At 71.4% G+C, this 24,869-nt stretch carries 23 protein-coding genes; 17 read left to right on the top strand and 6 right to left on the bottom strand.

Going from position 1 to position 24,869, the window contains the following annotated elements; genetic code table 11:
* The first annotated feature begins 213 nt into the window (after window positions 1-213).
* The 3 genes from J8N05_RS40985 (at window position 214) to J8N05_RS40995 (ending at window position 4,108) form a co-directional block, all read left to right on the top strand.
* A complete protein-coding gene (locus J8N05_RS40985; RefSeq protein ID WP_210892250.1) occupies window positions 214-2,031 on the top strand; it encodes a PucR family transcriptional regulator in 1,818 nt (605 codons plus the stop codon).
* 43 nt (window positions 2,032-2,074) lie between these two features.
* Window positions 2,075-3,103 carry an NADPH:quinone oxidoreductase family protein gene (locus tag J8N05_RS40990; protein ID WP_210892252.1) on the top strand — a complete coding sequence of 343 codons (1,029 nt, stop codon included), beginning with the start codon at window positions 2,075-2,077 and terminating at the stop codon, window positions 3,101-3,103.
* Between the two features lie 222 nt (window positions 3,104-3,325).
* Entirely contained in the window at window positions 3,326-4,108 is a 783-nt protein-coding gene (locus tag J8N05_RS40995; RefSeq protein WP_247706891.1) for a FadR/GntR family transcriptional regulator, read from the top strand.
* A 131-nt stretch (window positions 4,109-4,239) separates the two neighbouring features.
* On the opposite strand, the gene J8N05_RS41000 is transcribed toward J8N05_RS40995, so the two are convergent.
* Window positions 4,240-5,025 (bottom strand): enoyl-CoA hydratase/isomerase family protein, encoded by a 786-nt coding sequence (locus J8N05_RS41000; RefSeq protein ID WP_210892254.1) that lies wholly within the window; start codon window positions 5,023-5,025, stop codon window positions 4,240-4,242.
* 202 nt (window positions 5,026-5,227) lie between these two features.
* Between J8N05_RS41000 and J8N05_RS41005 the strand changes: the two genes are divergently transcribed.
* From J8N05_RS41005 to J8N05_RS41020, 4 genes are all read left to right on the top strand, one after another.
* Window positions 5,228-5,584, top strand: coding sequence for a PaaI family thioesterase (locus J8N05_RS41005; protein ID WP_210892255.1), 357 nt, complete (start codon window positions 5,228-5,230; stop codon window positions 5,582-5,584).
* A gap of 77 nt (window positions 5,585-5,661) precedes the next feature.
* A complete protein-coding gene (locus J8N05_RS41010) occupies window positions 5,662-6,861 on the top strand; it encodes a LuxR C-terminal-related transcriptional regulator (protein WP_210892257.1) in 1,200 nt (399 codons plus the stop codon).
* Between the two features lie 166 nt (window positions 6,862-7,027).
* Window positions 7,028-7,660, top strand: a complete 633-nt coding sequence (locus tag J8N05_RS41015) for an RNA polymerase sigma factor (protein WP_210892259.1) — start codon at window positions 7,028-7,030, stop codon at window positions 7,658-7,660.
* Entirely contained in the window at window positions 7,657-8,676 is a 1,020-nt protein-coding gene (locus J8N05_RS41020; RefSeq protein ID WP_210892261.1) for a CU044_5270 family protein, read from the top strand. The genes J8N05_RS41015 and J8N05_RS41020 overlap by 4 nt, the downstream gene beginning before the upstream one ends.
* A gap of 45 nt (window positions 8,677-8,721) precedes the next feature.
* Here J8N05_RS41020 and J8N05_RS41025 read toward each other — a convergent pair whose 3' ends face one another.
* The gene (locus J8N05_RS41025; RefSeq protein ID WP_210892263.1) at window positions 8,722-9,597 is read right to left on the bottom strand and encodes a helix-turn-helix transcriptional regulator; all 876 of its coding nucleotides are present in this window, start codon (window positions 9,595-9,597) and stop codon (window positions 8,722-8,724) included.
* A 132-nt stretch (window positions 9,598-9,729) separates the two neighbouring features.
* Here J8N05_RS41025 and J8N05_RS41030 point away from each other — a divergent pair, with 132 nt between their 5' ends.
* Window positions 9,730-10,635 carry an oxidoreductase gene (locus tag J8N05_RS41030; RefSeq protein ID WP_210892265.1) on the top strand — a complete coding sequence of 302 codons (906 nt, stop codon included), beginning with the start codon at window positions 9,730-9,732 and terminating at the stop codon, window positions 10,633-10,635.
* Window positions 10,636-10,753: 118 nt separating this feature from the next.
* Here J8N05_RS41030 and J8N05_RS41035 read toward each other — a convergent pair whose 3' ends face one another.
* Window positions 10,754-11,260 carry a MarR family winged helix-turn-helix transcriptional regulator gene (locus J8N05_RS41035; RefSeq protein ID WP_247706892.1) on the bottom strand — a complete coding sequence of 169 codons (507 nt, stop codon included), beginning with the start codon at window positions 11,258-11,260 and terminating at the stop codon, window positions 10,754-10,756.
* A 135-nt stretch (window positions 11,261-11,395) separates the two neighbouring features.
* Here J8N05_RS41035 and J8N05_RS41040 point away from each other — a divergent pair, with 135 nt between their 5' ends.
* The 4 genes from J8N05_RS41040 (at window position 11,396) to J8N05_RS41055 (ending at window position 14,433) form a co-directional block, all read left to right on the top strand.
* A complete protein-coding gene (locus J8N05_RS41040; RefSeq protein ID WP_210892268.1) occupies window positions 11,396-12,148 on the top strand; it encodes an SDR family NAD(P)-dependent oxidoreductase in 753 nt (250 codons plus the stop codon).
* 11 nt (window positions 12,149-12,159) lie between these two features.
* Complete coding sequence (locus tag J8N05_RS41045) at window positions 12,160-13,089, top strand: NAD-dependent epimerase/dehydratase family protein (protein ID WP_210892270.1); 930 nt, start codon at window positions 12,160-12,162, stop codon at window positions 13,087-13,089.
* Between the two features lie 52 nt (window positions 13,090-13,141).
* Window positions 13,142-13,999 carry an alpha/beta fold hydrolase gene (locus tag J8N05_RS41050; RefSeq protein ID WP_210892272.1) on the top strand — a complete coding sequence of 286 codons (858 nt, stop codon included), beginning with the start codon at window positions 13,142-13,144 and terminating at the stop codon, window positions 13,997-13,999.
* Between the two features lie 62 nt (window positions 14,000-14,061).
* A complete protein-coding gene (locus tag J8N05_RS41055) occupies window positions 14,062-14,433 on the top strand; it encodes a DoxX family protein (RefSeq protein WP_210892274.1) in 372 nt (123 codons plus the stop codon).
* Window positions 14,434-14,461: 28 nt separating this feature from the next.
* Here the strand turns inward: J8N05_RS41055 and J8N05_RS41060 are convergent, their stop codons facing one another.
* The 3 genes from J8N05_RS41060 to J8N05_RS41070 all read right to left on the bottom strand — a co-directional run bounded on the left by J8N05_RS41060 (window position 14,462) and on the right by J8N05_RS41070 (window position 18,793).
* Window positions 14,462-15,862, bottom strand: coding sequence for an NtaA/DmoA family FMN-dependent monooxygenase (locus J8N05_RS41060; protein ID WP_210892276.1), 1,401 nt, complete (start codon window positions 15,860-15,862; stop codon window positions 14,462-14,464).
* The gene (locus J8N05_RS41065; RefSeq protein ID WP_210892278.1) at window positions 15,859-16,983 is read right to left on the bottom strand and encodes an LLM class flavin-dependent oxidoreductase; all 1,125 of its coding nucleotides are present in this window, start codon (window positions 16,981-16,983) and stop codon (window positions 15,859-15,861) included. Before J8N05_RS41065 ends, J8N05_RS41060 begins: the two co-directional genes overlap by 4 nt.
* A gap of 331 nt (window positions 16,984-17,314) precedes the next feature.
* Window positions 17,315-18,793 (bottom strand): MFS transporter, encoded by a 1,479-nt coding sequence (locus tag J8N05_RS41070; RefSeq protein ID WP_210892280.1) that lies wholly within the window; start codon window positions 18,791-18,793, stop codon window positions 17,315-17,317.
* A 696-nt stretch (window positions 18,794-19,489) separates the two neighbouring features.
* Between J8N05_RS41070 and J8N05_RS41075 the strand changes: the two genes are divergently transcribed.
* The 5 genes from J8N05_RS41075 (at window position 19,490) to J8N05_RS41095 (ending at window position 24,835) form a co-directional block, all read left to right on the top strand.
* Window positions 19,490-20,851: a bifunctional o-acetylhomoserine/o-acetylserine sulfhydrylase gene (locus J8N05_RS41075; protein ID WP_210892283.1), complete on the top strand. Its 1,362-nt coding sequence runs from the start codon at window positions 19,490-19,492 to the stop codon at window positions 20,849-20,851.
* Window positions 20,848-22,050 (top strand): homoserine O-acetyltransferase MetX, encoded by a 1,203-nt coding sequence (gene metX / locus J8N05_RS41080; RefSeq protein WP_210894206.1) that lies wholly within the window; start codon window positions 20,848-20,850, stop codon window positions 22,048-22,050. Before J8N05_RS41075 ends, metX begins: the two co-directional genes overlap by 4 nt.
* Window positions 22,051-22,179: 129 nt before the next feature.
* The gene (locus J8N05_RS41085) at window positions 22,180-23,007 is read left to right on the top strand and encodes an ABC transporter ATP-binding protein (protein WP_247706893.1); all 828 of its coding nucleotides are present in this window, start codon (window positions 22,180-22,182) and stop codon (window positions 23,005-23,007) included.
* Window positions 23,004-24,038: an aliphatic sulfonate ABC transporter substrate-binding protein gene (locus J8N05_RS41090; RefSeq protein ID WP_210892287.1), complete on the top strand. Its 1,035-nt coding sequence runs from the start codon at window positions 23,004-23,006 to the stop codon at window positions 24,036-24,038. The genes J8N05_RS41085 and J8N05_RS41090 overlap by 4 nt, the downstream gene beginning before the upstream one ends.
* Window positions 24,035-24,835, top strand: coding sequence for an ABC transporter permease (locus J8N05_RS41095; RefSeq protein ID WP_210892289.1), 801 nt, complete (start codon window positions 24,035-24,037; stop codon window positions 24,833-24,835). Before J8N05_RS41090 ends, J8N05_RS41095 begins: the two co-directional genes overlap by 4 nt.
* Window positions 24,836-24,869 lie beyond the last annotated feature (34 nt).

Raw genomic sequence — 24,869 nt, forward strand, 5'->3', positions numbered from 1 at the left:
AAAAGTGCTGTGGAGGGGCGGCTCGCGGGCCGGGTGCCATCCGGCTGAACGGGCCCCTGACCGGCGGTAACGGCCTCTCGCGGCTGGGTCGTCGACGGTCGGCCGGTTACCGATCTATTGTTTTTTCGATCCGACCATTTTAACTTTGGGCCAATCGCAGAGTTTGTGGCCCCTGCATGGCACTCCGACCTCACTCGCGGAAAAGAGCGGCCCATGACGTCGTCAGTGGAACGTGTGCGGACCGCGGCCGCGAAGTCCGACGGGCAGGGCCATGAGGACGCGGTGCTGCGTCTCGCGATCCGTCGGCTCTGTGCCGCGGCGGGGTTCGCGAACGGCAGGCTGTTCCTGCGCGACGCGGCCACCGGACGGTTCCGCGTCGAGGCCGCGCTCGGCTACCCGGACACCCCGGCCCCCTCACGCCTGACCCGGCGGTCCATGGGTCCGGACGATCCGCTGGTGGAACTGCTGAAGGCCGGCCGACGGCCCTGCGTCCTCGGCGCGGACCGACGGGGCGGGCCCGGGAGCGCACGGCTGGCGGTCCCCGTGAGCGGCCCCGGCACCGGCCTCCTCGGGTTCGCCCTGCTCGATCACCCCGTGGACCACCGGGCCGGGGAGCCGTCGCCCGACCCGGTGTCGGCCTGCGCCGAACTCGTGGGCGCCGCGGTCCTCGGGGTCCTGACGAACCGCCGGCTCGCCGCCGCCCACGAGGAACTGACCCGTCGGCACGAGGCACTGCGGCTGGGCGGCGAGGCGGAACGCCGGCTGAGCCGGCTCGTCGGCCGCCCGGGCGGCCTGTCCCCACTCGTCCGGGCCTGTGCGGAGCTGACCGGCAAGGCCGTCGCCCTGTTCGACGCACAGCATCGGCTGGTGACCTCGGCGGGCCCTGTCGGCGAGGTGCGGATCCAGCCGGTGAACCAGATACTCGCCGGAGCCCGGGTGCCCCGCACAGGCGAACCGTGCGAGCCGTGCGAGCCGGCCGTGGTGCCCGCCCGGCCGGCGGCGGGCCTGCTCAGACGTCATGTGCTCACGCCGGTGCTCGCCGGCGACCGGCACTTCGGCTGGCTCGTCATCATGGAGTACCCCGCCCTGCTGACGGCCTACGACCTGCTCGTCGCACGCCGCGGCGCCGAGTGCGCCGCGACGGAGTTCACCGTCCAGAAGCGCGTGGCCGACGTCGCCTGGAACGCGCGCTCCTCCCTGGCCCGCCAGCTCGTACGCGGTACCTCCACCGTGGACGATCTGCGGGGCAGCGGGGAGTACCTGGGCGTCGACATCGACGCGCGACGGGTGCTGGTCTACCTCACCGGGCCCGGCGGCCGGTTCGACGATCCCGCCGTCTTCGACCTCGCCGGCGACGAGCGGCTGGCAGCCGGGATCCGGCGCCGGCTGGGTCTCGATGTGCTGACGACCCGTGGGTCCGAGGGGCTGGTCCTCCTGGTCGAGTCTCCGCGGGACACCGAAGCCGCGGCGGTGGCCGCCCTGGTCAAGTCGGCGGTGCGCGAGGTCTGCGCCGCACAGCCCGGGGGTGACGGTCTGGCGGCCGGGGTGTCGTCGGTCGCCGAGCCGTCGGAGCTGGCGCGGGCCTACCGGGAGGCGCGTGAGGTCGCCCACTGCATCGGCAGGTTCGCCGGGGGCCGTTCGCCCCGGGTCCTCGCCGTCGACGACCTCGGTCCGGCCCGGCTCTTCCTGGCCAACAGCGGCGCGGCCTCGGTACGCAGGTACGTCGACGACGTCCTCGGCCCGCTCCTCACCCCCGCCGCGCACCACGCCACTCTGCTGCTGACGTTGCGGGCCTGGTTCGACTCGGGACGCAGTGTGCGCGTGTCCGCGGTGGAGCTGGGCGTGCACGAGAACACCGTCCGGCTGCGCCTCGCCCGGGTGCACGACCTGACCGGCCTCGACGTACTGGCGGACGCCGGCGACCAACTCAGCGTGCAGACGGCTCTGCTCGTCCTGCGCCTCCAGGGCCATCCCGCGCTGCTCTCCCCCGACGGGACCGGAGCCGACCACGACGGAAGGAAGACCGCGTGACCCGAGACGACCGCATTCCGGCCGGGGTCCGGAGGTGCCGCTGATGCGCGCCTTCGTGATCGAAGAGCTGACGGGACCGGACGGGGGCGCCGTCGCCGAGGTGCCCGAACCCGCCGGGGCGCACCCGTGGGCGAACGGCCGCCGGCTGCTGATCGACGTGCACGCCGCCGGGGTGTCCTTCCCCGACCTGCTGCAGACCCGCGGCGCCTACCAGCACGGCCGCCGCCCGCCGTACGTATCCGGCGGCGAGGTCGCGGGTACGGTGCTGGAGGCGCCCGAGGACTCCGGACTCGTGCCCGGGGACCGGGTCGCGGCGCTGACCCTCTGGGGCGCCATGGCCGAACGCGCGCTCGCCATACCGCAGTTCGCCGTCAAACTGCCCCCTTCGCTGAGCTGGGCCGAGGGCGCGGCCCTCTACCTCAACTACGCGACCGCGTGGTTCGCACTCCACCGCGTGCGGCTGGCGGAGGGCGAGAGCGTGCTCGTGCACGGTGCCTCCGGCGGGGTCGGCACCGCGACGCTCCAACTGGTGCGCGCGCTCGGCGGCCGGTCGATCGCCGTCGTGTCCGGCGACGAGAAGGAGAAGGTCGCCCGCGAGGCCGGCGCCGACGAGGTCGTACGCTCCACCGCGGGCTGGGCCGCCCGGGCGCGCGAACTCACCGGCGGTCGCGGGGTGGACGTCGTCGTCGACCCGGTGGGCGGCGACCGGTTCACCGACTCGCTGCGGTCCCTGGACGTCGGCGGCCGGCTCGCGGTGGTCGGGTTCGCCGGCGGTTCCATTCCGACCGTCAAGGTCAACCGGCTGCTGTTGCGGGACCTCAGCGTGGTCGGCGTGGCCCTGGCCGCGTACGCCGAACGGCATCCCTCCCTGGCGGTGACACTGAACGCCGAGCTGGAGCGGATGGCCGCCGACGGCAGCATCAAGCCCCTCGTCGGCCGGTGCCTCCCCCTGGAGCGGGGCGGCGAGGCCCTCGGGCTGATCGAGCGCCGCGCCGCACTCGGCAAGGTCGTCGTCGAGACACGCTCCGGGGGCGGCTCGGACGGCCCGGCGCTTCCCGGGACCGAGCACTGACGAAGTCGAATCCCCCGAATGGATCATTTTCGTGGAGGCGGTGCCGGAGACGGTGGGCGGCGAAATTCTCAAGTACAAGCTGGGCCAACGGTATTCCGGACCCAGGGACGCCACGCTCTCGGCGCAGCCGTGACACAATCGGAGTGATAGATTGAAGAGTGATTAGGTCAGACCCTTGGACCATCCTTCAGAGCAGCCCCCCACCAAGAGCCCAGGAGAATCATGTCCGAGACAGCGGCCGCTCGTCCGTCCGGCGGCAGGCAGTCCGTGATTCGGCTCGCGCCCATGGAGGTCCCGAAGGCGTCGGACGTCCTCGCCAACGAACTGCGTGAGCGCATCCTGAGCGGCGAGTTCGACGAAGGCACCGCGCTGCCCCCGGAACGCGAGCTCGTGGTGCAGACACAGATGAGCCGCACCACCGTACGGGAGGCGCTGCGCATCCTGGAGGTGCAGGGGCTGGTCCGGATCAAGACGGGCCGCGCGGGTGGCGCCTTCGTGCAGCGACCGGGCAAGGACTCGATCGCCAGTTCCGTGAGCCTCCTCATCCGCGGCCGTCAGATCCGGCTCTCGTCGCTGCTGGAGACGCGGGAGGCTATCGAGCCGTACTGTGCCCGGCTGGCCGCGACGCAGCGCACGGAGGAGGATCTCGCGGCGCTCGACGCCGCGAACGAGGCGATCGCCGACGAGAACGGCACCCTGGCCGCGTTCCTCCAGGCCAACGTCGACTGGCACGTGGCCGTCGCGACCGCGAGCCACAACGAACTCCTCACCGGCTTCATGGCGGCCCTGTCCCGGGCGATCTACGCGGCCACGGAGAACGAGCGGTTCGTCGACGCGGAGGTGCGGCGGGTGGCGGTGCGGGCCCACCAGTCGATCACCGACGCGATCCGCGCCCAGGACCCCAAGGCGGCGGCCCGCCGCATGACGCGCCACGTGCACGGTTACGCGGATGCCGTGCTCGCGGTCGACGAGCGCACCGACATCACGGTCTCCGACGACAGCTGAGCGGCGCGGGGCCGATCGGCTCGCCCGCCCTCGGCGCGCATGGGTCGCGCCCGCTCGCGAGCCGGACTGTCGCCCGCGCCCGCGGGCCGCCCCTTCGTGCGCGAGGGAGAACGGTCCGCGGCCGCCGGGTGTCAGCGCATCCGCCACCGAGGGCTGCGCTTCTCACGGAACGCCCGCACGCCCTCCGCCAGATCCTCGGTGGTGAAGGCCAGGGCGAGCTGGGCCCGCAGCGCGTCGAGCGCCTCCTGCAGGGCGAGGTCACGGGTCGCGTTGATCGCGTCCTTGCCCAGCTTCATGAGCAGCGGCGACTTGGCGGCGATCCGGTGCGCCCAGGAGGCGACCTCCGTGTCGAACTCCCCGTCGGGAACCACCTTGTTGACGAACCCGAGATCGCGGGCCTCGCCGGCCGTGATCAGGTCGCCCAGCATCATCAGTTCATTGGCCTTCATCCGGTCCACGTTGCGATAGATGAGCGCGGAGATCATGAAGGGGAACGCCCCGACGTTGATCTCGGGGCATCCGAAGCGCACCGACTCCTTGGCGATGACGAGGTCGCAGGCGAGCGCGAGCCCGAACGCCCCGGCGAGGACGTCTCCTCCCGCCGCGCAGATCACGGGCTTGCCCAGGGCTCCGATCATTGTGAAGAGGCGCGGGAAGCGGTCGAGCCCCGCGTACTTCTCGACAGCCGGCCTGTCGTCCGCGAAAGCGTTCAGGTTCCCACCGGAGGAGAAGATCCGGTCGTGGGAGGACGTGAGCACGACGACACGGGCGACTTCGTCGTCCCGCGCCCGCTCCAGTGCCTCGATGAGGTCGTCGAGCAGTTCGTCGCTGAGGGCGTTGCGCGTCTGCGGGTGGTCCAGCGTGACGAAGGCGGCCCCCTTCTCGTCCACGGCGTAACGGACCAGCTTCTCGGTCATACGGCGTCTTCCTCTCGCATCTCTGCCAGAACCTCCCTCGGCGAACCGAACGGTCAGACCTAAAGAACTATATCGAGAATGAACCTAAAGCAAGATACACTCACACGCACCGCGGCCCCGTCCCCGCAGGGCCGCCACTCCGGCGAGAGGACAGTCCGTGGACGGCGTACCGGCTGACGCAGGTCTGGGGCAGGTTCTCGGGATGAGGTACCTGGTGCAGGACGGCGACCGGACGGTGATCTCCTGCGAGGTCGGCCCCGAACACCTCCAGGGCCACGGGATCGTGCACGGCGGCGTGTACTGCGCCCTGGTGGAGACCGCCGCGAGCATCGGCGCGAGCCTGTGGTGGGGGGACCGGGGAAGAGTCGTCGGCACCGCCAACCAGACCGACTTCCTGCGACCCGTCGGTTCCGGCCGGCTCACCGCCACGGCCGTTCCCGTCCACCGGGGGCGTTCCCAGCAGCTCTGGTCGGTCGAGGTGGTCGACGACGACGGGCGTCTGACGGCCCGCGGGCAGGTACGTCTCGCGAACCTGACGGTACCGGCACCCGGCAGGTGAGTTCACGCAGGACCGCACGGGGCGCAACGCAGAGAAAGGGCTGTCATGACGCGTAGCCTCCGCCAGGGGCGAAGACGGTGAGGGCGCAGTCCCGCGACGGGCGTCACGACGCCGGCTCCCCGGCCCGGCCCGCAGTGCGGCACAGCGAACTCGCGGACCGCGGCAGGAAGGTGCTGGAGGCCGCCGCGCATCTCACCGGCCCGGAGCACGCCGCGGTTCCCGACGCCATGCACGACCTCGCCGCCCTGGACGACCGGTTGGCCGTCCTGACCTCGGCGCTCCGGGAACGCCTGGTGTCGAGGAGCGCCCTCGCCGACGGCGTCGAAGCGGTCGGCCTCGGCACCAGCCTGGCGGACGCTCTCGACGTGCGCCACGAGATCCACGACCACCTGTCCCATGAGCGGCTGCGCCGACTGGACGCCGTGGAGGCGGGCCTGTCCCCGCTGCGCAAACTGCGCCACCCGGAAGAACTGCTGAACCGAGCCTGTGAAACGGTCCTGAGCAGCTGCGGATTCGACCGGGTGATGCTGTCCCGGGTGGAGGGCTCCGTCTGGCGTCCCTGGAAGAGCCGCGCAGTGACGGACCGGGAACCCGAACGAGCCTTCCGCGAGTGGATGCGCGGCGTTCCCGAGATTCAGCTGGACCACCTGACCCTCGAAAGCGAGATGGTGCGCTGCCACCGGCCGGCGCTGGTCACCGACGGAGAGCACGACCCGCGGGTCCACCGCCCCCTCCTCGAAGCATCCGGGCTGCGTTCCTACGTGGCGGCGCCGCTCATGCCCGCAGGGCGCGTCATCGGGTTCCTCCACGCGGATCACGCCTCCGCGCCGGTGACCTCCCTCGACCTCGACGTTCTGTGGGCGTTCACCCGTGCTTTCGGCCAGCTCTTCGAGCGCACCGTGCTGCTGGCAAGGCTCGGCGAGCAGCGCGCGAAGGTCCAGGCCGCCATGGAAACGCTCGGGAACGTGCTGGGCGATCTCGCCTCCGCGGAGATCGAACTCATACCGCGTGCGTCCGCCACGTCATCCGACTCCAGGACCGACCGCCCGCCCGTCCACTCCTCGTCGGCGGCGCTGGAATCCCTCCTGACTCCGCGCGAGTTGGAGGTGCTGTCCCTGATGGCCACCGGAGCGACGAACGACCGTATCGCCGAACAACTGGTCATCAGCAACGGAACCGTGAAATCGCATGTGAAACGCATCCTGCGCAAGCTTCGCGCCGAGAACCGCGGCGAGGCCATCTACGACTATCTGCACCTCACGATCACAGACAGCTGAGTCGTTCCGTGGCCGGGACCTCGCACTCGACGAGAAGGGTGATGGGCGGCCTCCGGGTACGGCAGCATGGCCGGCGTGTCCGTGCGGGCACCCTTGCGTTCGGGACCGCGCGCGCAGTGTGACGTAGGTCATCGCAACGTGGGGGCGCGGGGGGACAGGGAAGGGTGTGAAGACTTCACTGCGTGCCCGTGTGCGCGCCGGAGATCCGGATGCGTTCGGGACACTGTTCGACGAACACGCCCGTGCGGTCCAACGACATGTCATCCGGCTGACCGGCGACCTCGATCTCGCCGAGGACCTCGTGTCCCTGACCTTCCTGGAGGCGTGGCGGCTGCGCGAGCGGGTGTTGCCGGGCGAGGACGATCTGCGGCCGTGGCTGCTGGGCATCGCGACGAACGTCACGCGCAACACGGCTCGCGCGGCACGAAGACACCGAGCGGCGCTCAACAGGGTGCCGCCGCCCGAGCCGGTGCCCGACCATGCGGAGCAGGTGGCGCGGCGTCTTGCCGACATCGAGGAACTGGCGGCCGCACAACGGGCGTTGCACACGATGCGCCGCGCGGAGCGCGAGGTGTTCGCGCTGTGCGTGCGGGAGGGCCAGGACGCCGCGACGGCGGCCAGGACCCTGGGCGTGGCGGTCGGCACCGTACGCGCCCGGCTCTCGCGTGCCCGCAAGCGGCTGCGGGGGCTCACCGATCAGGAACTGGACGGGGACGGCACGCAACGCCGGCTCCCGGCCGGACAGTCACAGGGCAGCCGCCAACGGGCGGCCCGGTCCACGCAGGAGACGAAGCGATGAACACCGACCCGACGCAGCGGCCCGACCGCACCTCTGACCGCCGGGAGCCGACCGGGGCGCTGCCCGCACCGGACGTTCCCGTCTTCTCGCCGGAACGGCACCGCGTTCTGAGGGAGCACCTGATGCAGGAGATCACCCGCGAGACGACCGCCCCGGCCCGCCGCCGCGCCGGCCGCCGTACCGTCCTCGTCGCCGTACCCCTGGCTCTGGCCGCGGTCGTGGGCCTGGGCGTGGTGGCCGTGGACGGCTCCTTCGGAGACGGCGGTGACGTCACGACGGCCACCACCGGGGACCCCGGCCGGCTGGAGGCAACCGAACTGCTGGACCGCATCGCCCTGGCCGCGGCCGAACGCCCCGCGGTCGAGGTCCGCGACGACCAGTACGTCTACACCAGGGCCCAGGGCTCGACGGACATCTGGACCGGCCCCTCGAAGCCCGTGCGCAACGCCCAGGGCAAGGTCACCGGCCTCAAGACGTACGAGGGACAGGTCGAGGTCGAGGAGTGGCAGCCGGTGAAACAGGGGCGTAGCGGCCTGCGCCGTCTCACCGCGCTGAAGCAGGACGGCAGCCTCGACCCGTCCTGGACCTCGGACATGACCATGTTCGACGGCACCGCCTACCTGTACCTGCGCCAGTTGCAGGCCCTGCCGACCGATCCCGATCTGCTGCTGGCGAAGCTGAAGAACGATCCCGGGGTGCCCGAGGACCGGGTGGCGGAGACCGTCTTCGGGAACGTCGGCGTCATCCTCGACCAGGCCACCCTGCTGCCCGACCTCAGCGCCGCGCTGTACCGGGCCGTGGCCCAACTGCCGGACGTACGCGTCGTGGAGCACGCCAAGGACGGCGCGGGACGCGAGGGCATCGGCCTGACGTACACCGGTTCCGGCACCGGCGAAGGCAACCCGAACAACTACTGGGTCTTCGATCGCAAGACCCTGGCGTTCCTCGGTACCTCCGAGAGCGCGCTCCTGGACGTGGGCGTCGCGGACAAGAAGGGCGGTGCGACAGTCGACTGACACCGTCGCCCAGGTGACACCCACCTGATCCTTGAGGTTCCAGTTCTAGGCGGAGCGCTTGCCGTCGCGTGCCGAGCGGGTCGCGTGCAACGACGCCAGAAGCTGCAGGCGCTCCGCGTCGGGGCTGCCCGGTTCGACGGTGAAGGCCAGGATGAACGGGCCGGGTCTGCCGGGCAGCGGATAGGTGTCCCAGTCCAGGACGATGTCGCCGACCTCGGGGACCCGGAAGGTCTTGGAGCCGCTGACCGACGCGCGTACGTCGTGCCGGGCCCACAGTCGCCGGAACTCGGCGCTGCGGATGCTCAGTTCACCCACGACGGCGGTGGCGCGCGGATGGGTGGGGTCGGTGGCGACAGCGGCGCGCATCATGCCGATGTAGTCCAGGGCCTGCCGCTCCCAGTCCGGGCAGCTCCGCTCGCCCGTCAGCGTGTCGTCGAACATCAGCAGGAGCATGTTGAGCCGGTCGGACGGGAGGGCGTCCGGGCTGCCGAGCAGCGCCTCCGCCATCGGGTTCCAGGCGAGCAGGTCGAGGTGCCGGCCGAGTACGAGCGCCGGGGTGTCCATCACCCGCAGCAGTCGGCGGGTGCTGTCCGGCACCTCTTCCGGACCGTGGTCCACCCGGGCGGGCAGGGGTCGGCGGGCGGCGCGGGCCAGGGTGAACAGGTGCCGGCGCTCTTCGTCGTCGAGTCCGAGTGCGCGGGCGAGCGCGTCCAGGACGTCGTCGGACGGGCGCACCTCCCGGCCCTGTTCCATCCGCTGGTAGTAGTCGGTGCTCAGCCCAGCCAGAAGTGCCAGTTCCTCGCGCCGCAGCCCGGTGACCTTGCGTCGGTCGCCGGGTTCCAGACCGACGTCGTGGGGACGCAGTCTGCCGCGCCGGGCGCGCAGGAAATCTCCCAGCTCACGGGCGTAGGGATGGCTCATCCGCCCAGTGTGCCGCGTCGCCGGGCGGGCAAGGTAGGTCCCGCAGACCTAGGCAACCGAGAACGACCGATCCCATGCGTACTGCTCCTAGCGTCGCCGGTGTCCCGCACCGACACCCTCAAGGAGCAGCGGATGACCGGATGGACCTCCGACCGCATTCCCGACCAGCACGGCCGGATCGCCGTCGTCACCGGCGCGAACTCGGGCCTCGGCTTGGTCACCGCCACCGAACTGGCCCGCCACGGCGCGCACGTCGTGCTCGCCGTCCGCAACACCGGCGCCGGTGAACAGGCCGCCCGCCGGATCGGCGGCGACGTCGAGGTACGGGAGCTGGACCTGGCCTCCCTGGCTTCGGTACGGGAGTTCGCCGCGGGGCTGGCCGCCGACCACCCGGCGATCGACCTGCTGGTCAACAACGCCGGCGTCGTGTTGCTCGGCCCGCGCCGCAGCACCGTCGACGGCTTCGAGATGCAGCTCGGCACCAACATGCTGGGCCACTTCGCGCTGACGGGCCTGCTGCTGGGCAAGCTGGCCGCGGCGCGGGAACCCCGGGTGGTCAGTCTCAGTTCGATCACCCACAAGAGCGCGCACCTCGATTTCGACGACCTGATGTTCGAGCGTGACTACCGGGCCGCTCCCGCCTACGGCCGGTCCAAGCTCGCGACGACGGTCTTCGGCCTGGAACTGGACCGCCGCCTGCGCGCTGCCGGATCGCCGGTCGTCAGCACGCTGGCCCACCCCGGTCTCACCCGCACCAACCTGACCCCGCGCGCCTGGGAGCACCGTGGCCGGGTCGGGCAGCTGATCGCGTGGGCCGGCCTCCTGGCCACCCAGTCCGTGGAGCAGGGCGCGCTGCCGCAGTTGCGCGCCGCGACCGAACCCGGCCTGCGGGGCGGGCAGTTCTTCGGACCGGCCGCGCTCGGGGAGACGAGGGGCCGGGTCACCGAAGCCCGGCTCAGCCGCGAGGCGGCGGACCCGGCCGTCGGCAAGCAGCTCTGGACGGCGGCCGAAGAACTGACCGGCGTCAGCTTTCTCTGAACCGGCGGCATCCGCCTTCGACGTCAGCGACCCAGGCCGGTTCGGCAGGCTCCTACGAGCCCCGGCCCTCTCCGGCAGTCCTCTGCCCCGTCCTTGCGTCCTACGGCCGCGCGTGTGGCTAGCACGCTGCTTCGTCGGGCGCGACGACTTCGCGCTGCGCGGTCTGTGCGACGCGCGCGAGCAGTGTCCGCAGCTGCTCGGTGTCCTTGGGCCCGAGGTCGGTCAGGAGGCGCGCTTCGGCGGCGGCGAGGCTGTGCCGTACTTCGGTGAGGCGGGCGCGTCCGGTGTCGGTGATGAGGACCTGGCGGGCGCGCCGGTCGCGTGGATCCGGCTTGCGGGTCACCAGATCGTGGGCTTCGAGGTCGTCGAGGAGGTAGGTCATCACGGTGCGATCGAGACTGACTTCCCTGGCCAGGGCGAGCTGGGAGGGCGGCTCGCTGCCACCGGCCAGTGCCACCAGGACCAGGTAGCCGCGGGCCCCGCCGGGCAGGTCCGCGACGGAGTCGGTGGCGACGCGGCGGAACGCCGTGGACACCATGCGGATCGCCCAGCCCAGGTCGGTGTCCAGCGCCAGGGATTCCGTCTCGGCACGCGGCTTCTTGTTCTCGGACGTGGATGCGCTCACCCGCACATCGTACCGCATGCGCTCACCGACAGATGTTCTTGCCGACAGAACATCTTGTGTGCATAGTGGATTGCGGCAGAGCGCCGGCCGTCATCCGTGCCGCGCGCTGAGAGCACCGCAGCAAGGAAGACCACCATGAGCGCCGACACCGTTTTGCAGGGCCGTACCGCACTCGTCACCGGAGCGACGTCCGGCATCGGCAGAGCCATCGCGCGGAGCCTTGCCGCTCAGGGCGCGGACGTTGTCCTGCACGGTCGCGATCAGGATCGTGGTGAGGCTCTGGTCAAGGAGATCGAGAGCGGGGGCGGCCGTGCCCGTTTCATCGCCGCGGACCTCACCGACGCCGACAGCACGCTGCGCCTGGCCGCCGAGGCCGGCGCTGTGGACATCCTGGTGAACAGCGCGGGTCTGTACGAGTTCGCTCCGACCGCGGTGAGCGACGCCGCGAGCTTCGACCGGCAGGTCGCGGTCAACACGCGCGCCCCGTTCCTGCTGGTCGGCGCATTGGCGCCGGGCATGGCCGCGCGTGGTCGGGGGTCGATCGTGATCGTCGGCTCCAGTGCGGCCCGTATGCCCGCCCCCATCGGCGCCGCCTACGGCGCTTCCAAGGCGGGCGCGGAGGTCCTCACCCGCTACTGGGCGACCGAGTTCGGTCCCTCCGGCGTGCGTGTCAACACCGTCTCCCCCGGTCCCGTACACACCGAGGGCACCCGGGCCATGCTCGGCGAGCACATCGCGATGCTGGACAGGACCAACGCCCGCGGTCGCGCCGGAGACCCCGGCGAGATCGCCGACATCGTCTCCTTCCTGGTGGGTGACGCCAGCTCCTACGTCAACGGCGCCGTGCTGTTCGCCGACGGCGGCGAACTCAGCGCCCTGCCCTCCTGAGAAGCCTCGTCATGGACATCTTCATCATCGGCGCCACAGGCTTCGTCGGCGGCGCCCTGGCCCGGCACCTGTCCGCCGAAGGCCACTCGGTCACCGGCCTGGCCCGCACCGGGAGCGCTGCCGCCACTCTCGACTCCCAGGGCATCACCCCCGTGACAGGCGACCTGGACGAGCACCGTGGTGCCGTCATGACGGCGGCTCGGGCTGCCGACGCGGTCGTCTATGCCGCCCAGGCCGGACCCGAGCAGGAGACCGCGACCGTTCAGGACCTCGTCCGAGCCCTGACCGGTACGCACACGACGCTCGTCCTCCTGTCCGGCACCGGAGTGCTGGCGCAGCGCACCGGCGGCGCCTGGAGTCCGGATGTCTTCGCCGAGGACGATCCGTTCACGCCCGAGCCCCTGGCCGCCTATCGGAAGGCCGCCGAGGACACCGTCATGGCCGCCGCCGGCGACGGGCTGCGCTCGATGGTCGTCCGGCCCGGTCTGATCTGGGGTCCCGGCGATCACGGCCATGTGTCGTCGGTCTACCGGTCGGTGGCCGTGACAGGGGCAGCCTGCTACGTCGGGGAAGGGCTGAACACCTACGGTCACGTCCACATCGACGACGTGACCCGTCTGTTCTCCCTCGCCCTGGAGCAGGGCCGACCCGGCGGGCTGTATCACGCGGTGGCCGGAGAGGTCCCCAACCGCTGGATCGCCGAACGCGTCGCCGCGGACCTCGGCGTCGAGGCACACAGCCTCACCCCCGAGGAGGCCACCGGGGTGTGGGGCGAGTTCGGCGCCCTCATCATGTCCGTCTCCAGCCGCGTCCGCGCTGTCCGCGCACGGCGGGATCTGGGGTGGCAGCCCCGGCACACCGACATGCTGACCATGATCGGCGAGGAACGCCTGCGCCGACTGGCCATCCCTCAGACGACTGTTGCCCCTTTGTCTCTTTGACCCTTTCTCTCTTTCTCCCCTTCTCCCTTTGTTCTCGATGAAAGGCACTGCCATGAGCACTGGCGACTGGCTTCCCGACGGCTTCTCCGTGCGGCGGATCGACACCAACGGCACCCGCCTGTCGGTCGCGGTCGGCGGCAGCGGTCCCGTCCTGGTCCTGCTCCACGGCTGGCCCCAGACCTCCCGCGCCTGGGCCCGCGTCATGCCGGACCTAGCCCGCCACCACACCGTCGTCGTGCCCGACCTGCGGGGTACCGGCGACAGTGACCGTCCCGAGGGCGGCTACGCCAAGACCCAGCAGGCCGACGACATACGTGGCGTCCTCACCGCCCTGGATCTCACCGGCCCCGTGGCCGTGGCGGGCCACGACATCGGCTCCATGGTCGCCTTCGCCTGGGCCGCCGCCCACCCCGAGGACATCTCCCGTCTCATCCTGGTCGACTCCTTGCTGCCCGGCCTCGGCCTGGAAGAGGCGATGAACGTCGCTGAGGGCGGCATGTGGCACTTCGGCCTCTTCATGACCCCGCACATTCCCGAGATGCTCTTCGACGGTCACGAACTGGAGTTCTTCACCGCCACCTTCACCGCCATGTCCAACCCGGGCACGTTCGACGAGCACGACCTCGCCGCCTACGCCCGGGCGTACACCGGGCGCGAGCGGCTGCGCGGCGGCTTCGAGCACTACCGCACCCTCCTGGACGACGGCCGGGAGAACCGCGCCCTGCTCGCCGAGCGGAAACTGCCCATGCCCGTACTCGCCATCGGCTCCGCCTCGTCCGGAACCTCCACCGCGCTGGCGCTGGCCCCTCACGCCGACCACGTCCAAGGCATGGTCGCCCCGACCGGGCACTTCGTCGCCGAGGAAGACCCCGACTGGTTCACCGAGGCGGTCACCGCGTTCCTCGCATGACGTCCGACCACCCCGGTTGTGCACAACTCCCCTCCGTCTGTTCCTTCTCCGTATGGGAAATCATGAACATCATTCTGTGGATCATCGCCGCACTGCTCGCCGCGGCTTTCCTCTTCTCCGGCCTGTTCAAGCTGGCGCTGTCGCACGAGAAGTACGTCGCCGCTCAGGACTGGGCCGAGGACGCACCGCGCTGGGCTCCGCACGCGATCGGCGCGCTGGAGGTGGTGGGTGCGATCGGCGTGGTCCTGCCCGCCATGGTCGACATCGCGCCGACCCTGGTCCCGCTCGCCGCGACCGGACTGGCCCTGGTGATGGCCTGCGCCGTGGCGATGCACCTGCGACGGCGAGAGTTCCCTGCGCTGGCGCCGAGCGGAGTACTTCTGATACTGGCCGCGGCCGTGGCGTGGGGCCGGTTCGGGCCCTACGCGTTCTGATCCGGAGGGAACGCGCTGCGGAAACGGTTCACCCGGCCTGCCGTCGGCAGGTCGTGGAGCGGTGGGTGAGGGGTTCCCGCAGCCCCAGGTGGTCGCGCAGGGTCGTGCCCGTGTACTCGGTGCGGTAGACGCCACGTTCCTGCAGGGCGGGGACGAGCAGGTCGACGATGTCGTCCAGGCCGTCGGGGATCAGGTACGGAGTGATGTTGAAGCCGTCCACGGCACCGTGCCGGACGTAGTGGGCGAACTTGTCGGCGAGGCCGGCCGGAGTTCCGACGTGACCGCGCTGGGGGCCGAGCGCGATGACGGTCTCGCGCAGCGACCAGCCGTGCGCCTGAGCCTTCTCCCGCCACTCGGCGACCACCGCGCGCGGATCGGCGACGCGCCGGGCGCCGAAGGAGCCGTCGTTCTCCGCGACGACCGGGTCCTCCTCGGGCAACGGCCCGTCGGCGTCGCGGTCGGAGAGGTCCAGACCCCACAGGAGTCCGGCGATGCCCAATGCCGTTGCCGGAGTGACCTGTTGCAGGCGGATCCACCGCTTCTTCTCCAGCGCCTCCTCCTCGGTGGCCCCGATGATGATCTCCGTGCCCGGGAGAATGCGCAGGTCGTCGTCGGGCCGGCCGACGGCACGCAGGCGCCGCCGCAGGTCGTCGGCGAAAGTGAGCGCGTCGTCGAAGTCATTGCCGTGCGCGGAGAAGATCACGTCGGCGTTGCGGGCGGCGAAGTCGCGCCCCTCGCCGGAATCCCCGGCCTGGAAGATCACGGGATGGCCCTGGGCGCTCCTCGGCAGGGTGGGGACGAGGTTGACGTCGAACTGGGTTCCCTGGTGGCGGACTTGGCGTACGCCGCCGGGGGCCGCCCAGGCGGGAGCGCCGGAGGAGGCGGAGACGGCCCGGTCGTCCCAGCCGTCCCAGATCGCCCGGGCCACGGTCAGGAACTCCTCGGCTCGCCGGTAGCGGTCGGCGTGGTCGAGGTAGCCGCCGCGCCGGAAGTTGGCACCGGTCCAGGCGTTGTCGGTGGTCACCACGTTCCAGCCGGCGCGTCCTTCCGAGAGCAGGTCGAGACCGGAGAGGCGGCGGGCGAGGTCGGCGGGCTCGTTGAAGGTGGTGTTGGACGTGCTCACGAGGCCGATCCGCTCGGTGACGGCGGCCAACGCGGCGAGTTGGGTGATGGCGTCCGGTCGTCCGGCGATGTCCAGGTCGTGGATGCGGCCGTCGACCTCGCGCAGCCGCAGCCCCTCCCCCAGGAAGAACGCGTCGAACAGGCCCCGTTCGGCGCGCTGCGCGACGCGCCGGTAGCTGGCGGGGTCGATCTGGGAGCCGCTGGCCTGGTCGGACCAGATGGTCCAGTGGTTGACGCCCTGGAAGAAGACACCGAGGTGGAGCTGTGCGTCGGGCCGGGGGACGTCGAGGGGGTCCGTGCGGGTCATCGGGTCTCCTCCCGGATCGGGGTCGCCGGGGTCGTCTGGGTCCTCTGGGCGGCGTAGCGGTTGGCGGGTCGTTCCAGTCCCAACTGGGTCCGCAGGGACGAGCCGGGCAGCGGGCGAACGGCGTGGCGCCGCTCGAAGAGGTGGGGCAGGACCAGTCCGGACAGCACGTTCAGGTCCTCGTCGACGACGAGCGGGTGCAGGCGCACGCCGTCCACGACGCCCCTCAACCGCTCCAGCAGGGCGGCGAGTCCGGCGGCGGAACCGACATGGCGCAGCCGTCCGCCGTCGCCCCAGGGCGCGTGGCGTTCAAGGTCGGCGAGCCGCTCCTCGGCCGTGGCGTCCGGGGTGTCGAGGGCGACTTCGACCTCGGCGAAGGTGCGCGGCGTTCCGGCGGCGGCCGCGGCCGCTTCGAGCGCTGCTAGGTCGCGGCCCGCGACGAGGCCCACGTCGAGGTGCCCGGCCGGTACGAGGTCGGGCCGGCCGAGCACGACGAGTTGCCCCTGCGGCGGGCGCGGCACGATCGCCGGGCCCTTCACCGCGTAGGTGTCGCCGGTGAAGTCGACGTAGTGGAGTCGTTCCCGGTCCAGGTAGCGGCTGGTGGCCACGGAACGGATGACCGCGTCGTCCTCCCACGAGTCCCACAGGGCACGGACGACCTCGATGCCGTCGCGGGACTCACGGGCCCGGGCGGCGGCACCGTCGACGAGCCGGCGGCCCCAGAGCCGGGCGGCCTCCGGACGCGTCTCCTCGCTCACCACCCATCCGGCACGCCCGACCGAGATGTGGTCCAGTGACGCCAACTGGGCCGAGACGTGGAAGGGTTCGGCGTACGTCAGCGGGACGACCGGCGCGATACCGATGACACTCGTCGAGGCCGCGAGGAACGCGGCGCGCTCCACCGCGCCGATTCGGCCGACCACATCGGGCGTGGCGCCGGGCGGGAGTGTGCCGTCCTCCAGGGTGATCAGGGTGAACCCGGCGTTCTCCGCGGCGGCGGCGACGCGGGAGAGCCTGCGGGGTGTCAGCAGGTGATCGGGGGCATGGGCGGCGCGGCGCCAGGCCGCGGGGTGCGCGCCGTCACCGTCGAGTTCCACGGCGAGCCGCAGGGCGGGGCCGGACATGGTGTTCCTTCCGAGGGGCACGAGAAGCCCGTCGGCCCGGCGGGCCGACAGAGGTCAGATACGTGCGGAAGGACAGGCGGCGGAGGCGGTGCGGCAGTAGTCCACGTGCCGTCGGGTGATCAGCCGCGTCCCTGCGGAGGCGACGTCCGGCGCCACACGGCGAATGCGCATCGGTGCCTCCCCCTTCGGAATCGGTCACTGCAACCTTCGTCTTCGGCCCCGGAACGTGTCAAGACCATTAGATGTACGTGCATACGGCGGCGCCGCAGTCCGACTCGCGTCGTGAACCGCCTCACGATGCGACGCGGACCGACTCGCGTCGCGGCCCGTCTCACCATCGGGGCCCGGTCCTGCGCGCTGCGCCGGATCCGGCCGACGTTCCGGCCGACGTGGGGAGTGACGGACGGGTTCGTGTACCGGTGCGGCGCAGCAGCGACAGCACCAGAGCCGCGCCGAGCAGGCCGGCGCAGACACAGGAGGCAAGCGCGTAGCCCGCCCGGGCGTGGTCGCCCCCTGAGCGACCGGGCGCGGCGTGCAGGTAGACCGCCGAGACCGCGCTGAGGCAGACGGCCGCCGCGATGCGCTGGGCCATCTGCAGGATCCCGCCGCCCACTCCGGCGGCCTCGGCCGGGGCATGCTCAAGGACCTGGGTCTGGTTGGGCGAGACGGCCAGTCCCGAGGCGGTGCCGGCCAGCAGTTGCGTTCCGGCGAGTGCCAACGGCAGTACCGCCATCGGCGCACGGAGCGCGACCGCGGCCCCGGTCAGTGCGGCGGCGATTCCCAGGGCGAGGCCGAGGGTCACCGTGCGTGGTCCGATCCGCCGTACCAGACGCCAGGCGAGCGCCGAGGAGACGCCCATGGCGACCGCCGAGGGGAGCGTGACCGCTGCTGTGAGGAGAGCGGACAGCCCGAGTCCGTCCTGCACGAAGACGGTGAGCACGAGGGACGCGGCCAGCGAGGAGCCGAACTGGGACATGGCGACGGCCGTGCCAAGCACGTACGGCTTCGAGGAGGTCAGCGCCGGATGGACCAGCGGCTGACGGCCACGGCGGACACGCAGTTTCTGGTGCTGGGCGAAGAGGACGGCCAGGGCGCACACCACCGCTCCCCACAGGAGTGCTTCTCCCCCGCTGTCCGGCGTGCGGATGAAGGGCACCATCAGCGTCAGCGTGCACCCGCAGGCCAGTACGAGGCCGAGGACGTCCAGCCGGGAGTCGCGGGCGGTGCGCCGGGGCGGTGGCAGCCGGCGGGCCGCGAGGGCCAGGGTGGCCACCGCGCAGGGGGCACTCAGCAGGAGGCAGGACCGCCAGCCCGCTCCGGCGCCGAGTCCGGCGACGAGGGCGCCACCGAGTGGTGGGCCGAGTGCCGCGGCGACGCCCGCCGTGACCGCGTACAGGCCCAGTGCACGCCCGCGGGCCGGACCGTGGAAGACGTCCTGAATGGTGCCGATCACCTGGGAGTTGACGAGCCCGGCCGCGGCGCCCTGCACCAGCCGGGCGCCGATCAGGGTCCCGGGTCCCCCGCCGGTCGCCGCCGTCACCCCGGCGAGGAGAAAGACGGCCATCCCTGCCAGGAAGAGACGTTTACGCCCGTACAGGTCACCGAGACTGCCGCCGGGAACGAGCGCCAGCCCGAACGCCAGCGAGTAACCGGCCACGATCCACTGGACGTCCGCCGCGGACGCGTCGAGCGACTGGCGCATGCTCGGCACGGCGATGTTCAGAACTGCCTGGTCCAGCAGGGTGGTCGCGCCGGCGGCCATGCACACCCACAGCACCCGCCGTGCCGCACGGTCCTGTCCCGGAAGCATCAGCGGCGCCGGGGCGGCCCCGGAGGACCGAGGTGTTCGCCCGGCGCGGTGCCGGCGCGGTCGGCGCCGAAGCGTGGGATGTCGAGGATGTGCAGGGCTGTTGTGTGCTGAGCCATGGGAGTTCCTTCGTGGCGCATACCGGACTTCGGCCGCCGCCGGGCACAACTGCCGTATTCACACGGCTGGTCGGCAGCAGGCGGCTGCGCCGCAAAGCGTCGGATGAAGATGGTGCGAACGTCGCGGGCCGCGGAGCGGCGGTCAGCAACAGACCTGGTCGAACTGGTCGGCGCGGCGGCTCACCCAGAACGGGTCGAGCAGCACCAAGGGTGCCGGGCCAGTGGTCTCCATGGCCCGGATCAAAGCACACGCGGGAAGGTGCGTCCACCACGCGTCCTGACCCGTGGGACGCACCTGCCGTGCTGGTGCTCGCAGCCGGTGGTGTGGTTACCTGGCTGCATGACCGTGCTCGTGACCCGCCGCCACGTCGACTACGTGCGTGTCACCACCACGGGCTGTTCCGCCGTGAGCTGACTCCGTCCTCCGGCGTCCGACCAGCCTTTTCCCACCCCGCCCCACCGCACCGCACCGCACCGCGCTGACCGCTGCCCGTATCCGGGCGCGTGCTCTCACGCCTGCGGCTCTTTCGCCTTCCCCTCGGCGCGTTCGCGCATCGCCGTACCCCCACAAGGGAGCACCATGAGCCAGCCCATCGACTCCGTCACCGCCGGTCACACCCCCGAGGACGAACCCACCGGGCCCGACACCTCGGCGTGGTCCTTCGAGACGAAGCAGATCCACTCGGGAGCCGCACCCGATCCGACCACCGGTGCCCGGGCGACACCCATCTACCAGACGTCGTCCTTCGTCTTCCGCGACACACAACACGCCGCCGACCTGTTCTCGCTGGCCGAGCCCGGGAACATCTACACCCGCATCCACAACCCCACCCAGGACGTCTTCGAGCAGCGCATCGCCGCTCTGGAAGGCGGAGTCGCGGCCGTGGCACTGTCCTCCGGACAGGCGGCGGAGACCCTGGCCATCCTCACGCTGGCCAGCTCGGGCGACCACATCGTCGCCTCCTCCTCCCTCTACGGAGGCACGTACAATTTGTTCCGGCACACCCTCCCGAAGCTGGGCATCGAGGTGTCCTTCGTGGACGACCCCGACGACTTCGAGGCCTGGCGGCAGGAGATCCGGCCGAACACGAAGGCACTGTTCGCCGAGACACTGGGAAATCCGCGCGGCAACGTGCTGGACGTGCGCGCGGTCGCGGACGTGGCCCACACGGCGGGAGTTCCGCTGATCGTGGACAACACGGTGCCGACTCCGTATCTGCTGCGGCCCATCGAACACGGCGCGGACATCGTGGTGCACTCGGCGACCAAGTTCCTGGGCGGGCACGGCACGACCATCGCGGGTGTGGTCGTCGACGGCGGCACCTTCGACTTCGGCGCGCACGCGGAGCGGTTCCCCGACTTCACCGAGCCCGACCCCAGCTACCACGGCCTGCAGTACTGGCCGGCCCTCGGTCCGGGGGCCTTCGCCGTCAAGCTGCGCGTGCAACTGCTGCGCGACCTGGGGCCCGCCCTCTCGCCGCACTCCTCCTTCCTGCTCCTGCAGGGCGTGGAGACGCTCAGCCTGCGTATCGAACGGCACTCGGCCAACGCCCAGGCCCTGGCCGAGTGGCTGGAGCAGCGCGACGAGGTCGCCGCTGTCCACTATCCGGGGCTGGAGTCCAGCCACTGGTACGAGGCGGGGCGGACGTACCTGCCGCGCGGCGCCGGTGCCGTGGTCTCCTTCGAGCTGCGGGACGGCGTCGAGGCGGGCAAGCGCTTCGTGGACGCGGTCGAGTTGTTCAGCCACCTCGCCAACATCGGCGACGTGCGCAGCCTCATCATCCACCCGGCGTCCACCACCCACAGCCAGCTCGACGAGGAACAGCTGACGGCCACCGGGACCTCCCCCGGCCTGGTGCGCCTCTCGGTCGGCATCGAGAGTCTCGCCGATCTCAAGGCCGACCTGGAGGCCGGGTTCCGCGCGGCCAAGGGCGCGTCCTGAACAGCGTACTGACGCCGTCCCAGGTCCCCCTCCCGTCGGCCTCCGGTGGCTGGCAGGAGGGGGACCCGCCCGGGCGCCGGCGGTGGCACCTGCGCGCGGACCCGCTTCCGTTGGAGGCCGGCGGTGAACTCCCCGGTGTCCGGCTGGCCTTCGAGACCTGGGGGCAACTCGCACCCGACCGGTCCAACGCGGTGCTGGTGCTGCACGCCCTCACCGGCGACAGCCATGCGGCCGGCCACGCCGAGCCCGGCCATCCCACTGCCGGTTGGTGGGACGCGCTCATCGGCCCCGGGAGAGCGCTCGACACGGACCGTTGGTTCGTGGTGGCGCCGAACGTGCTCGGTGGCTGCCAGGGCAGCACCGGGCCATCCTCTTCGGGCCCGACCGGTCGGTGCTGGGGCGGCGCATTCCCTTTTCTGACACAGCGTGACCAGGTCGCGGCCGAGGCCGGTCTGGCCGATGCGCTGGGTATCGACCGCTGGGCTCTGGTGGTCGGCGGATCGATGGGCGGGATGCGGGCGCTGGAATGGGCGGTGTCGCATCCCGAACGGGCCGACGCGCTCCTGCTGCTCGCCACGGCGGCCGCGGCGAGCGCCGAGCAGATCGCCTGGGCCAACCTCCAGCTGCACGCCATCCGCTCCGACCCGAACTGGCGCGACGGCAACTACCACGGCACCGGCCGGGGTCCCCTCATCGGGCTGGGCCTGGCCCGACGGCTGGCCCATGTCACGTATCGCAGCGAGCCGGAACTCCAGGTCCGCTTCGGCCGCTTCCCCCAGGACACGGAGGACCCCTGGCACGGCGGCCGGTACCAGGTCGAGTCCTACCTCGACCATCACGCGGCCAAGCTGGTGCGGCGCTTCGACGCGGGCAGCTACGTCGTCCTGTCCGAGGCGATGAACAGCCATGACGTCGGCCGCGGTCGCGGCGGGCTGCGCGCCGCCCTGAGCCGGGTGACCGCCCGGACCCTCGTGGTCGGAGTCGACTCCGACCGCCTCTACCCGCCGTCCCAGCAGGCGGATTTGGCGGCGGGCATCATCACGTCGGACGGGCCGCGGGTGATCGAATCGCCCCACGGCCACGACGGCTTCCTCATCGAGGTGGACCAGGTCGCCGCGCTCGTCGACGAGCTCCTTCCCACTCATCCCCCGCCACCGGCACCGGAGTTACGACGTCACTCACACGACAGGCGCCCGTGAGCGGGTTCTCACGGGCGCCTGGAAGGGAAATCCCCGCGCCTCAGGACGAGTTCCGGAACCTCTCCTCAGGCGCACGGCACACCTCTGCGCTCGACTCGCTCCTGCTGCCCGCACAAGGAGATGCCGCCCATGCCCGATTCCGCGCGGACCGACGGTCCGGCGACTGTCGAACTCAGCGGTGTGTCCCGGACATTCGGACACGGGGCGGCCGCGCACCGCGTCATCGCGGGTATCGATCTCACGCTGACGGCCGGTGAGATCGTCGCTGTCCTCGGCCCCTCCGGCTCCGGAAAGTCCACGCTGCTGCGCCTCGTCGCGGGACTGGACACGCCTACGGCCGGCACCGTGCTCGTCGACGGTGAACCCGTCCGCGACATGGATCGTCGGGCGGCCGTCGTGTTCCAGGACGCACGCCTCATGGCCTGGCGCAGCCTTGCCTCCAACGTCGCCTTCGGACTGCCCGCCGGTACGCCACGCGCCGAGCGGCGGACCGAAGTGGCGCGCTGGCTCGACGTGGTGGGCCTCAGCGGTTTCGGACAGCACCGCCCGAGTCAGGTCTCCGGCGGCATGGCACAACGCGCCGCGCTGGCCCGCGCTCTGGTCCGCAGGCCGAGCGTACTGCTGCTCGACGAACCGTTCGCGGCCCTGGACGCGCTCACCCGGCTGCGCATGCAGGACCTCCTCGACGAGGTTCGCGCCGCCGCCCCCACGACCGTCCTCCTCGTCACCCACGACGCCGACGAGGCCCTCCAACTCGCGGACCGCATCGTGTTGTTGAGCGCAGGTCCCGCGGCATCCATCACCGCCACCATCGATGTTCCGGCGCCCCGCCCGCGCGAGCGCGGCGACCTGCAACTGGCCCCGCTGCGTGCCGACCTCCTGCATCGCCTCGGCATAAGCCACGCTCCCGGCACCCACGCGTCCCCCACCGTCCCGTACAAGGAGCCTCTCGGATGAACCGTCGCACCTTTGCCGCCGCCCTCACCTCAAGTCTGTTGCTGCTGACCACGGCCGCGTGCGCCGAGGGCGAGGATTCCTCGGGGCAATCCGGAGCGGGCGCCGGAGCAGCAGCCAAGGACACCATCGAACTTCGCCTCGACTGGGCGTACTACAACCCACAGAGCCTCACCCTCAAGGACAAGGGCTGGCTGGAGGACGCCCTCAAGGACCAGGGACTCGACAACGTCAAGGTGACTTGGACCCAGTCCCTGGGCAGCAACAAGGCCAACGAGAATCTCCGCGCCGACGCCATCGACTTCGGCTCCACCGCCGGCACCCCCGCGCTGCTGGCGCGCGCCAACGGAACACCCCTCAGGACCGTCGACGTCTACAGCCGGCCCGAATGGTCCTCCCTGGTCGTCGCCAAGGGCTCGAAGCTGGACTCGGTCGAGGACCTCGAAGGAAAGAAGGTCGCGGCCACCAAGGGCACCGACCCCTACTTCTTCCTCCTGCAGGCCCTCAAGGCCCATGGGCTGACAGCCAAGGACGTCACCGTCGTCAACCTCCAGCACGGTGACGGCAGAACCGCGTTGGAAAGGGGCGCCGTCGACGCCTGGGCCGGTCTCGACCCGTACCTCTCCCAGAGTCAGATCGACAACGGATCCAAGCTCATCTACCGCAACCTCGACTTCAACTCCTACGGGTTCCTCAACGTCTCCGAGAAGTTCCTCGACGCCCACCCCGAGCTAGTGCAGATCGTCGTCGACAGCTACGAGAAGGCCCGGGGCTGGATCGAGAAGAATCCGGATGCCGCGGTGAAGATCCTCGCCGACTCCGCGAAGATCGAACCCGCCGTCGCCGCACAACAGCTGACGGAACGCACCCACATCGACATCTCGCCCGTACCCGGCGCCGCCCAGACCGAGGTGCTTGAGCGGATCGCTCCCCTGCTGGTCTCGGAGAACCTGGTCGCGGACGCGAAAGACGTCGACGACGCCCTCAAGACCCTCTACGCCCCGGAGTTCGCCCGCAAAGCCAAGGCATCGTGAGCGACATCGTGAGCGGCATCGCCGCCGTGGTCCGGTCCCGCTGGGGCCGGACCGTGCTGCGCGCGGCGGCCGGTCTGCTCCTGCCGGCCGTGCTGCTGCTCGGCTGGCAGCAGGCCGCCACGTCCGGCGCGTACACGCGCAGCCAGCTCCCGCCGCCCGAGGCCGTCCTGAACGCCGCGCGGAGCCTTGTCGACCGGGGCGAGCTCCAGCACCACATCGCCATCAGCGTGCAGCGCGTGCTGATCGGCTTCGCCGTCGGCGCCGCGCTCGGTCTGCTCCTGGGCAGTCTGGTCGGCCTCTCCCGGACCGCCCGGGCCGTCCTCGCTCCGACCATCCAGGCGATACGTGCCGTGCCCTCGCTGGCCTGGGTCCCTCTGCTCCTGCTCTGGCTCGGCATCGGAGAGACCCCGAAGATCACGCTTGTCGCCATCGGCGCGTTCTTCCCCGTGTACACGACAGTCTCGTCGGGCCTCGACCACGTCGATCCCCGGCTGAGGGAACTGGGTCGCGCCTACGGCCGGCGCGGCCCCGCCCTCCTCGCCCAGGTCCTGATCCCGGCCGCTGCGCCCGCCGTGCTGTCCGGGCTGCGACTCGGGCTGGCGCAGGGCTGGCTGTTCCTCGTCGCGGCCGAACTCATCGCCTCCTCCATGGGGTTGGGCTTCCTGCTGATCGACAGCCAGAACACCGGCCGCACGGACATCCTGCTGCTCGCCATCGTCCTGCTGGCCGTCGTCGGCAAGGCGAGCGACGCGCTGCTGGGGGTGGCGGAGCGCCAGGTGGTACGCCGGTGGAGCTGAGGGGTCCGCCACCGGGTTCTGTGGCGGCCGTCGA

This window comes from Streptomyces liliiviolaceus (genome assembly GCF_018070025.1).
GTDB lineage: Bacteria > Actinomycetota > Actinomycetes > Streptomycetales > Streptomycetaceae > Streptomyces > Streptomyces liliiviolaceus.